Annotated in this window: 11 protein-coding genes and 1 tRNA gene; 8 read left to right on the top strand and 4 right to left on the bottom strand. The window is 43.5% G+C overall.

The window, feature by feature from the left end; genetic code table 11:
- On the bottom strand, positions 1 to 303 hold a 303-nt coding region (locus IT291_09950), incomplete at its 3' end, for a hypothetical protein (protein MCC6221548.1).
- Positions 304 to 603: 300 nt separating this feature from the next.
- Between IT291_09950 and pilB the strand changes: the two genes are divergently transcribed.
- Both pilB and IT291_09940 read left to right on the top strand, forming a co-directional pair.
- Positions 604 to 2,301, top strand: coding sequence for a type IV-A pilus assembly ATPase PilB (gene pilB / locus IT291_09945; GenBank protein MCC6221547.1), 1,698 nt, complete (start codon positions 604 to 606; stop codon positions 2,299 to 2,301).
- Positions 2,302 to 2,333: 32 nt separating this feature from the next.
- The gene (locus IT291_09940; protein MCC6221546.1) at positions 2,334 to 3,551 is read left to right on the top strand and encodes a type II secretion system F family protein; all 1,218 of its coding nucleotides are present in this window, start codon (positions 2,334 to 2,336) and stop codon (positions 3,549 to 3,551) included.
- On the opposite strand, the gene IT291_09935 is transcribed toward IT291_09940, so the two are convergent.
- On the bottom strand, positions 3,544 to 3,723 hold the full coding sequence (locus IT291_09935; protein MCC6221545.1) for a hypothetical protein: 180 nt from the start codon (positions 3,721 to 3,723) through the stop codon (positions 3,544 to 3,546). The two genes, IT291_09940 and IT291_09935, sit on opposite strands and share 8 nt — an antisense overlap.
- 58 nt (positions 3,724 to 3,781) lie before the next feature.
- Between IT291_09935 and IT291_09930 the strand changes: the two genes are divergently transcribed.
- The 5 genes from IT291_09930 to IT291_09910 all read left to right on the top strand — a co-directional run bounded on the left by IT291_09930 (position 3,782) and on the right by IT291_09910 (position 9,486).
- Complete coding sequence (locus IT291_09930; GenBank protein MCC6221544.1) at positions 3,782 to 5,704, top strand: sigma 54-interacting transcriptional regulator; 1,923 nt, start codon at positions 3,782 to 3,784, stop codon at positions 5,702 to 5,704.
- A gap of 415 nt (positions 5,705 to 6,119) precedes the next feature.
- Positions 6,120 to 6,521, top strand: a complete 402-nt coding sequence (locus IT291_09925) for a prepilin-type N-terminal cleavage/methylation domain-containing protein (protein ID MCC6221543.1) — start codon at positions 6,120 to 6,122, stop codon at positions 6,519 to 6,521.
- Between the two features lie 191 nt (positions 6,522 to 6,712).
- Positions 6,713 to 7,675, top strand: coding sequence for a hypothetical protein (locus IT291_09920; GenBank protein ID MCC6221542.1), 963 nt, complete (start codon positions 6,713 to 6,715; stop codon positions 7,673 to 7,675).
- 9 nt (positions 7,676 to 7,684) lie between these two features.
- The gene (locus IT291_09915; GenBank protein MCC6221541.1) at positions 7,685 to 8,716 is read left to right on the top strand and encodes an ABC transporter ATP-binding protein; all 1,032 of its coding nucleotides are present in this window, start codon (positions 7,685 to 7,687) and stop codon (positions 8,714 to 8,716) included.
- Positions 8,713 to 9,486: an ABC transporter permease gene (locus IT291_09910; protein MCC6221540.1), complete on the top strand. Its 774-nt coding sequence runs from the start codon at positions 8,713 to 8,715 to the stop codon at positions 9,484 to 9,486. The genes IT291_09915 and IT291_09910 overlap by 4 nt, the downstream gene beginning before the upstream one ends.
- A gap of 16 nt (positions 9,487 to 9,502) precedes the next feature.
- On the opposite strand, the gene IT291_09905 is transcribed toward IT291_09910, so the two are convergent.
- Positions 9,503 to 9,934: a GatB/YqeY domain-containing protein gene (locus IT291_09905; protein MCC6221539.1), complete on the bottom strand. Its 432-nt coding sequence runs from the start codon at positions 9,932 to 9,934 to the stop codon at positions 9,503 to 9,505.
- A 71-nt stretch (positions 9,935 to 10,005) separates the two neighbouring features.
- On the opposite strand from IT291_09905, the gene IT291_09900 reads away from it, so the two are divergent.
- Positions 10,006 to 10,080 (top strand) — tRNA-Gly (locus tag IT291_09900).
- 4 nt (positions 10,081 to 10,084) lie between these two features.
- Here the strand turns inward: IT291_09900 and IT291_09895 are convergent.
- Positions 10,085 to 10,612 carry an inorganic diphosphatase gene (locus IT291_09895; GenBank protein MCC6221538.1) on the bottom strand — a complete coding sequence of 176 codons (528 nt, stop codon included), beginning with the start codon at positions 10,610 to 10,612 and terminating at the stop codon, positions 10,085 to 10,087.
- Between the last annotated feature and the right edge of the window lie 266 nt (positions 10,613 to 10,878).

Here is a 10,878-nt window from a genome sequence, read left to right as displayed (position 1 = left end):
GAGATTATTCAAGATGCTGCGCAGCACTGCGACCATCTTGTCCATTGACAATGATGAACTGTCCCTTTGATCGTCCCCTGGGGAACAACTTTGATTCTTTTCTTGCTCTCGCTCCACACCATATTTATACCATTTACAAAAATGATTTTTGTAAATGGTATAAACAGCAAGTGCGTAAGCACTTGCCAATAAACAACAAATACCGTTTCCAAAAAGTAAAATATTTAACTTACTTTTTGGAAACGGTATAACTTGAATTTTACCTTCTATCTCCAGTCGGGACTCCAGTTCGCGCTGAACCATTACAAGTTCCTAACATGCGGCATGTGCGTCTATTTGCCGCGATATTGACAATTATCGTCACAGTGGCACACCTCTCCCCTCCACATTCTTACGGAGTTATACCATTTACATAAAGGACTTTTGTAAATTGTATAAACAGCAAGTGCATAAGTACGTGCCAATAAACAATAAATACCGTTTCCAAAAAGTAAAATATTTAACTGCCTTTTTAGAAGCCGTATGGCCTTAAACATAGTAAATTATTGTCAGCGCTGACAAATTTTTTGCATCAGACGAAGTCCGAAGTTCATCTTGATATTTATGTCATCAAGAGTCGGAAATCTTCTGCTGCAAGCTGGCCTCATAACCGAGGAGCAGCTCGGGAAAGCCCAAGAACATGTTCAGCAAAATGGCGGGCTCATAGGCGGCGCTCTGGTAGCTCTCGGCTTTGTTCCAGAAGAAGTCTTAGTTAATACTCTTAGCCAGAAATATGGGTTGCCACTAGTACAAGTCGACAACCAAGAAGTCGACCGCGAAATCATTAGCCTCGTTCCCTTCGAACTGGCTAGCAAGCATATTTTGCTCCCACTAGAACTTAACGGAACCACCTTGACCATAGCTATGGCGGATCCCTCGAATATCCTAGCGGTTAACGACATAAAGTTCATAACCGGTTACGACGTTCAGGCGGTGCTGGCAGCTGAGAGCAACATTAAGGCCAACCTAGAAAAACTTTACGATTCCGCAGTATCTTACGACACCTTATTGGATGACTTGCACGAGCAGCAAGACGTGGAAGTAGTAGGGGCCGACGATGAACCGGATCTCCTGGAACTCGAACGCGCAACCGAAGATGCACCTGTAGTAAAATTGGTCAACGCCATCTTAAGCGATGCCATAAAAAAGGGAGCATCTGATATTCACATAGAGCCATACGAAAAAATATTTCGCGTTCGATTTAGAATTGACGGCGTGCTCTACGAAATAATGAAGCCGCCCTACAAACTAAAAAATGCAATTACCTCTCGAATAAAGATAATGGCCGAACTCGACATCGCCGAACGTCGGCTTCCCCAGGATGGTCGCATAAAGCTAAAACTCGGCAATCGCCGAGAAATGGACTTTCGCGTAAGCGTTCTTCCAGGATTATTTGGCGAAAAAGTAGTATTGAGACTTCTCGACAAAACATCGCTGCAAACTGACATGACTAAGCTCGGATTTAGCAGCAAGCAGATGACGTCATTTCAAGATGCCATATCAAGACCATACGGCATGGTCTTAGTTACTGGCCCAACAGGTTCTGGCAAAACCACAACGCTCTATTCGGCTCTTACGAATTTAAATAAGACTACTACTAACATTTCTACAGCCGAAGATCCGGTGGAATTTAACTTGGCTGGAATAAACCAGGTGCAGATGCACGACGATATAGGTCTTAACTTCGCAGCCGCTTTGCGATCTTTCTTACGACAGGACCCAGACATCATTATGGTGGGCGAAATTAGGGACTACGAAACTGCAGAAATCGCCATTAAAGCCTCTTTGACCGGCCATCTAGTGCTTTCCACGCTTCATACTAATGACGCGCCATCGACTATTAATCGACTTTTAAACATGGGAGTTGAACCATTTCTCGTAGCATCGTCGATAAACATAGTCGTGGCACAGCGATTAGCTAGGCGCATATGCGACAACTGCGTAAAACCATTTGAGGCAAATCCCGAGCTATTAATAAACATCGGCTTATCCCCTGCCGAAGCAAAACATGCAAAAGCACATTACGGTGCTGGCTGCAACAAATGCAGTGGAACCGGCTATAGGGGACGCATCGCACTATATGAAGCTATGATCATGACTGAGGAATTAAGAGAATTTATTTTAAACGGCGCAAGTGCCGCAGAAATCAAGCGCGAATCTATACGCCAGGGAATGGACACCTTGAGGCGCTCAGGACTTAACTGCTTGATAGCTGGAACAACTACCATTGAAGAAGTGCTGCGAGTAACTGCAGCGGATTAACGAGACAAGCAAAATTATGGAGAACTAACGACATGGCTGTTTTTACATGGGAAGGGAAATCCTCCAATGGACAAAAAGTAAATGGCGAGATGGAAGCTGCGAACGTTCAAGCAGTTTTTAATGCGCTTAAACAACAGCGCATTGTGCCAAACGTAAAAAAAATAAAACAAAAAGGCAAAGGCCTCTCTACAGAAATAAACATCCCCGGATTTCAACCAAAAGCCAAGACTAAAGACGTAGTAATATTCACCCGACAGTTTGCCACAATGATCGATGCTGGATTGCCAATCGTCCAAGGCCTAGATGTACTAGCTAAGCAACAGCGAAATCCGGCAATGAAAAAAGCGTTAACCAACATCAAGGAAACCGTGCAAACTGGCGGCACGCTGGCAGAAGCACTTTCAAAACATCCTAAGGTTTTTGACGCGCTTTTCGTTAACATGATAGCTGCCGGCGAAACGGGCGGTATTTTGGACATTATTCTTGAGAGGCTAGCGGACTATCTGGAAAAGGCTGATAAACTAAAGCGTCAGGTAAAAACCGCCATGATTTACCCAGCCGTAGTTCTCAGTGCAGCGGTAATCGTCACGGCAGTCTTGCTCATATTTGTGATCCCAACTTTTGCGGAGCTGTTTAACGATTTTGGTTCCGCATTGCCAGCTCCGACGCGCTTTGTAATAAATCTCTCAAACTTCATGGTGGAGCACGGCATTTTAATTTTTTCGAACATCATACTAGCTATATGGTTATTTCGGCGCTTTGTGAAGACTGAACGCGGACAGCGCATCGTTCATCCAATTGCCCTAAAATTGCCGGTGTTTGGAAACATAGTTCGCAAGGTGGCCGTCGCCCGCTTCACTCGCACTTTTGGAACAATGCTTAGCTCTGGCGTGCCGATCCTAGACGCGCTGTTAATTTGCGGCAAAACTGCTGGCAACAAAGTTGTAGAGCGAGAGGTGGGACTAGTGCGAGTAAACATTAGCGAAGGAAAAAGCATAGCCGAGCCATTGCAAGAATCTGCGGTTTTTCCTCCGATGGTAGTTCAAATGATCGCAGTTGGCGAAAGCACCGGTGCGCTAGATTCCATGCTGCAAAAGATTGCAGATTTTTATGAGGACGAGGTCGATAATGCCGTTGGCGCTATGAAACAACTAATAGAGCCACTAATGATTATGATACTCGGAACGCTAGTCGGTGGACTAGTAATTGCAATGTATCTGCCAATATTTAAGCTAGGTACTGTTATTTAGCTAGCAGAATGAATACGCAACCTACGAGCAAAGCATCTTGCGAATCTTTTACTCGAGCAGCTGAAGATACAGCATCCAAAGCCTTGAGCGATCGCACTAACGCGCCCTCATCGCCACTCAGAACCTTTTCTGCTTCGCCGTCAAAGCTAAAGCGAACCCTAGGCCAACTCATACTTTTTCGCATAACAATTTTGTCCCTGCTGCTTGGGACAAATGCCTGGAATGTGCTGATGAACGAAAGGAGTATACGCGCGCTCTATCCCATGTTTTGGGGCATAGCAATTACCTATGGAATATCCCTAATTAACGCGCTGTGGCTTAAATTTGCAGTAAACGTGAAAAGGCTTGGTTATTGCCAGGCGCTAGCGGATGTGATTCTTGCAACGCTAGTAATGTATGTCACCGGCGGAGCTTCCAGTCCCCTGTTTGTGCTCTATCTGTTTATTATCGTTGGCGCAACCGTATTATTCGGTAGTAGCGGGGCAGTAATTGTTGCTGCTGCATCGGGTCTATTATACGCCTTATTGGCATCGGGTCTAATAGCCCCGCTTGACTTAAACAGTAGCAGCATTTCCGCAGCGGGCATATTGGGGGTCTATACTTCGCTAATCGTAATTGCATTAGCGAGCAGTTATTTAGCCAAACAGCTAGAAGCTGTTTGGCGCATTGCCGATAGACATAAGCAAAATCTGCACGAGCTAAGCAACCAACAGCAGCAATTCTTTAACGATATCTCTGACGGCATTCTCACCATTGATATTCACAGCGCAATCACTAACATTAACAAGGCTGCCTGCGCCATAATGGGGTTAAGCGATATCGATGCTCAGAGTTTGATTGGAAGCAATTTTTCAGATTTCCTAAAGAACCAACACGCTGACAAGAATGAGAAAAGTTTGTTTGAAACAAATATTTCCTCTAATGAGCCAATGGATCTTAACATTAGGCGAAAGACCGATAACAAAGAGTTATGCCTCGACTACACCGTCCGTACCTTGTCTAACAGCCTGGGAAGTGAGAGCGGAAAACTCTTGTGCTTTAGGGACGTAAGCCACATTCGCAGCATGGAGAAACGCCTATCGCTGCACGAACAAATAACCAAGCTACTTGCCGAAACCGATCTCTTTCAAACATCGCAATCGCCTAGCACGAGCCCCATCAATCTCATTGGCGAAAGCAAAGTCATGCAACAAATCATTGCGCTTATCGAAAGAGTTGCGGCAAAAGAAGCCTCCGTTCTCATTACCGGAGAAAGCGGAACCGGAAAAGAGGTCATAGCAAAGGCAGTCCATTCCCAGAGCCCAAGGTGCAATAATCCCTTTGTTGCCATTAACTGCGGGGCAATTCCCGAAACACTAATAGAAAGTGAACTATTTGGCTACAAAAAGGGTGCGTTTACGGGCGCAAACAGCAATCAGTTAGGCCTGTTTAGGCAGGCTGATGGCGGAACTATTTTCTTGGACGAGATTGGAGAGCTCCCATTACAGTTGCAATCGAAACTGCTAAGAGTCCTCCAAGAAAAAACCGTTCGCCCAGTTGGCGATGTCCACGATATTCCCGTAGATGTGCGCATCATTTCCGCGACTAATAAGGACTTAAAAGTGGAAATCGCCAATAAGCGATTTAGGGAGGATCTGTTTTATAGACTAAACGTAGTAAATATTGTCGTGCCACCCTTAAGGAATCGCAAAGAGGATATACCCTTGCTAATGCGATATTTTATCGGTCGATACTCAGATAAAAGCTCTATACTACCAAAGATATCCGCAGAAGCTGCTGGACTTCTGATAAATTACTCCTTCCCAGGAAACGTAAGAGAGCTAGAAAACATAATTGAACGCGCATTAGTGCTAGGTAGCGAGGCGATACTACCAGAACACCTACCGGATGAAGTCAAGCTAAATAGCGGAATTAATAAGGCAAATTCGGCCTTTGCAATCGCAAAAACCCATAACGATGACTATACACGGATATACTCTTTGCCAATTGATCTAGAAAACACCATTGCAGAACTTGAAAAAGTCTATCTACTACGAGCGCTTGAGCAGGCTGGTGGCATAAAAAAACAAGCCGCAAAACTACTTGGCCTAAATTTTAGAGCCTTTCGCTACCGCCTGAAGAAATATGGCATGGGCGACGAAGCAACCCCTTAATCTCGGCAACATAAAGCATCCAGTTGTCGATAAGACGATATAGTTTTACCACTGCGTTAAGAAACGCTGCAATAAGACTATGACAAAATTTGTCAGGGTGTGCACCAAATTGCAATTTTTGATCATCGTAACAAGCGGATTTTGGATTAATAAATTGCTCGTGGAGGTTAAAAACTTTGTCCCATTTTTTTAGAACCCACGGAAATTATAAGAGAAATTGAGAGAATGCAGAAAGTGTCAATGCTTGCAATTCCCAGATCTAGATTTTGGCATTGAGCTTGCTAAGTGTTTGTTTCTAGAAGGCGAGTGAAATCGCCTCAAAAACAACTCCAAGGCAATATCGTTTGATAATTCTTTGGATCGGGAAAGGTGACAGTATAGTAAGTAAGTAAAAATGTGTAAGGAGTCCATTACCATGAGAAATGAAAAAGGTTTTACATTAATTGAGCTATTAGTTGTGGTAGCAATTATTGGAATTCTAGCGGCTATAGCCATACCCCAGTTTGCAGAATACCGCGTAAGGGCATTTAACTCTGCTGCTGTTACGGACATACGAAACAGCGTAACGGCCCAAGAAGCAGCATTTGTCGATAACGAGGAGTATCAAACCTGCGCAGACGCCGCAGCTTGTGAAGGAGTTTTGCCAGGATTTAGCGCAACTCGCGACAGTGCCGGTGTCCCAGCAGTAGTACCTTTTAGCCATACTGCCAAAAATTCCGCAGCTGGCGTTGCTAACGGCGCATTCGACGCAGCAGCTCAACACACAAAAGGAGATACCGCATACGCATATGACAGCCTAACGGGAACTCTCTCATAATAAAACGCTAATTGCTAAAGCAGGAGCTTAACCGACAAAGCTCCTGCTACATTATAACGCTACATCTAAAAAGGGGGTTCATCGAGCCTCCTTTTTTTTAACCCAATCCAATTTCAGTAACATCTAAGAAGTATCTTATATAAACTCGATAAATCAAATATTGCGTAATATTTCTGAAGCTTTGATGCAATATGAGGGAGCAACACAATACAGGAAACTCGCATAGGTCATTAGGGCAAGTTTCTACTACTATCATTTTCGCCTGCCTACTAGTCGTAGCCGCAGTATGTAGCTTGTCTTCGAGAAACGCACTGGCCGCAAGCAAAGCTAGCGAGACAGCAAAACGTGAAAGACCGCCTCTCTATCTTCCCGAAGCACGATACGTCAAGCTAGTTACCCTTGGTTTCAACAACATGGCAAGTGACCTGCTATGGTTTAACACCATTAACTATTTCGGCAAGCAATATAGAGGGAACAAGGACTATAGATGGCTCGCGCACATGTGTGATTTAGTTACATCTCTAAACGTTCAGGCCACACATGCCGTAGAGTTTTGTGCGACCCTGCTTTCCTGGGTGGTAAAGGAACCCGAACGCAGCAATGAACTGTTAACACGTGCGATTATGCACCACGAGCACCTTTGGCGCCTGCACTACCTTAAAGGCTTTAATTACTGGTATTTTTTGGAACAGAAGGACAAGGCTAAAGAGGAGTTCACAATTGCCTCAAAGCTCCCAGACGCTCCGCCATTTTTGGCATCCTTAGCCTCGCGCCTAATGGTAATGGTGGATAGTCCAGATGCTGCAATTGCCTTTTTAAATGACTTAATTGAAAACACTGAAGACAAGGTTGCCAAAGAAGCTTTAACAGAAAAATTGAATTTGGCAATTATTAGTCGCGATATAAAGTTTTTGGAAACAGCGAAGAAAAGATTCGAAGAACGAGAGAAAAAACGCCTTGAGACGCTAGAGGAGCTAGTTACAGCGAACATAATCACAAGAGTTCCCACTGAGCCTCTAACTGGGGAATATTACATAGACGAAACGACTGGCGAAATTCTATCATCATCTAGCAGGAAAGGCCTAACGTTCGCCGGCAAAACGGCAAAGACAGGTGCGTTTCAAAACGAGTTCAGCAGTGCACTTTCGGAGTAAACTATTTGTATGAGCGATGTCATTTTAAGCATAAAAGACTTATCTAAGTCGTTCTATTCTCATTGGACGTTTAGGCCACTAAGGGCAGTAGAAAACGTCTCGCTCGATATACTGCGAGGTGAATCATTCGGGTTCTTGGGACATAACGGCGCGGGAAAAACGACTACCATTAAATGCATTGTTGGACTCATTCGCAAAACCAAGGGCTCAATTGCATTTGACGGCAAAGAGATAGGTGGCGCCGATTGGCGAGAGAAGATTGGATATTTGCCCGAGCAACCTTACTTTTACGATCATCTAACCGTTGGCGAAACATTGACCTTTTTTTCTCAGCTGCATGGATTTGACCGCGCCTATGCAAAAAAAGTCGTAGACGATGTCCTAGCACTAGTTAAGCTTGAAAATCGTCGCAATAGTCCAGTGCGCGCTCTCTCTAAAGGACTACAGCAGCGCTTGGGGTTTGCCCAGGCAATCCTCAATAAGCCAAGACTTTTGATCCTGGACGAACCTTTTTCTGGCCTAGACCCCATTGGTAGGTTAGAAATTAGAAACCTAATTCTCGGCTTAAAAAAGCAAGGGACTACCATCTTCATGTCATCGCACATTCTTTCAGATGTCGAGGATGTTTGCGATAGAGTTTCCATCATGTCAAACGGCGAACTTAAAAAGGTCTTTTCGCTAAGAGAGATACCGGACTTATTCGGCAGAGCCTATGAGCTTAAAATTAGATTATCGCTAAAGGAAAGAAACATGCCGAGCATCTTAAGCGAAATCGGCAAGGTCGAAGACATCGAAGAAACATCGACTGACAGAATCCTTACATATCGCTTTCCGACTTACGAAGTAGCAAGGGCTGCGCTCGATGCACTTAATTCTAAACAAGTAACCATAGAATCTTTTAATTCCCGTGGTCTAAATTTAGAAGAAATTTTCATGAAAATTACTGAGGCAAGTAGATCCAATTCCAGCGAGGATCCACTCGCCCATACTAATAACTTTTCAGAAAAGCAAAAGCAGAACGAACAAATGGTGACACTATGAAAGTCATAGCCATTGCAATAAACACTTTTAAGGAGGCTATACGAAACAAGATTCTATATTCGGTAATTCTGTTCGCGGGTATCCTCATTGCAGTATCTGCCTTGTTTGGTAGCGTAACTATCGGCAGTCAAGTTAATGTAATCAAAGATTTTGGTCTGTTTGCTTTGTCTTTTTTCGGAACAATTATCACTATAATTTGTGGAGTAAGTTTGTTGAGCCGCGAACTCAAGCAAAGGACTATCTACAACATCCTCTCGAAACCAGTCGAGCGTTGGCAATTCATAGCAGGAAAGCATTTAGGATTGTCGCTTACAGTGGCATCACTCGTCAGCATTATGGGGCTAGGCTTAATAGCCTTTGTAGGGTTTTTTGAACACCGAGTTGAACTTCTTTTGTTCGAAGGAGTATTTTTAATCATTCTTGAGGTAATAGTCGTAGCTTCAGTCTCTATCTTTTTTTCGGCACTTGTAGTTACGACGACACTAAGCGGATTATTCACTCTAGCATTTTACATTGCTGGTAGGTCTATCTCTTACTTCAAGTATTTCCTCGAGGAGGGAGAAAATCACAATGCTACGCTTGCACTTATAGTGCGAATATTCGACCTTATTTTGCCGGATCTAAGTCTATTCAATTTTAACGATGCAATTGTATACAGAGAGCCAGTAGCATATGGCGACCTGCTATATGCCGTAGCGTACTGCATGGCCTACTCGCTAGCCGCTTTATCCTTAGCAGTACTGCTTTTTAATCGGCGCGAACTCAATTGACAAATTTGGCTCGTCTTCAGTTTGCGCCCAATTGCTCGCGAATAATCTCGCTAGCAAGTTTTCCTTCGAATTTCCCCTTATAGTCTTTATTTAGCGATGCCATTACTTGGCCTACGGAACTAGCTCCTTGAGCTATCAGCTTGGCAACTAATTCTTTCAACTGCCCCTCTCCAAGCTGCTCACCCAAATACCGCTGAATCAATGCAATTTCAGCCTCGTTCTTCTCCACTAAGTCCCCGCGGTTTGCTTTTTTGGCAAACTCTATTGCATCGCGACGCTTTTTTATTTCCTTCTGCAGAACTCCGATACACTGCTCATCCGTAAGAGCCGTGCGAGTGTCTATTTCTAGTCTTTTTATTTCAGATAAAAGCCCTCTTAAGGTTATGACATCGTCCTTTCTCGAGGCTTTCATTGCAACTTTTATGTCTTCTTGAATTTTTTCTTTCATAAGTTCTTTTTATACACAGGTCTAAAAATTTGACTAGCTTTCAAATAAAGCTATAAATATATATCAGATACGCGGGAGTAATTCAGTGGTAGAATGCAAGCTTCCCAAGCTTGACGTCGCGGGTTCAATCCCCGTCTCCCGCTCCAAATATTACATCTTTTCTGCTCTTTCTACAGAACTCGCAACCTCGAGCATAGCTTCATCACGGCCAGACCACCCAAGCATTTCAGTGCTAACTCCCTCTAGTTGTTTGTAAGTATGAAAAAAATGCTCTACCTCCAGCAAAAAGTGTTTGGGTATATCGCCAATATCCTTAAATTCCGAAAAAAGCGGATCGGCATTTGGTACGCCAAAAATCTTAAAATCGTTATATCCCTTATCTTTCATGCGAAAAATTCCCAAAACCCTCGCCTCTATCAAACAGCCACTAAATGTTGGCTCATTAACCATCACTAATACATCCAGCGGATCGCCATCCTCGGCAAGCGTCTGCGGAATAAAGCCATAGTCGCCGGGATAATGACTAGAAGAATAAAGGTAACGGTCTAGCTTCATTAGGCCAGTTTCCTTATCTACCTCAAACTTATTGCGCCGGCCTTTTGGAATCTCGATAATTGCATTTACTATTCCCGGAATATTCCTACCGTGGGGCACGTTATTAAATACACCAAGATTCATCAATTTTTTACTACACATTTAATTTACCGTTGTTCAATGTATTATTTCATACGCACGAAAGCGAGGGGAATTAGATAATAGGCAAAATATTATCAAACACACAACACTAGGCCATACTATTACAGAAAATTTTCCAGCATATACCATTTACAAAAAGGATTTTTGTAAATGGTATAAACAGCAAGTGCGTAAGCACTTGCCAATAAACAACAAATACCGTTTCCAAAAAGTAAAATATTTAACTTACTTTTTGGAAACGGTATAGT

It is taken from the genome of Deltaproteobacteria bacterium, from assembly GCA_020845775.1.
Lineage (GTDB): Bacteria > Bdellovibrionota_C > UBA2361 > SZUA-149 > JADLFC01 > JADLFC01.
The sequence above is the reverse complement of the archived record's forward strand: the minus strand, read 5'-3'. Positions and strand labels throughout refer to the sequence as shown.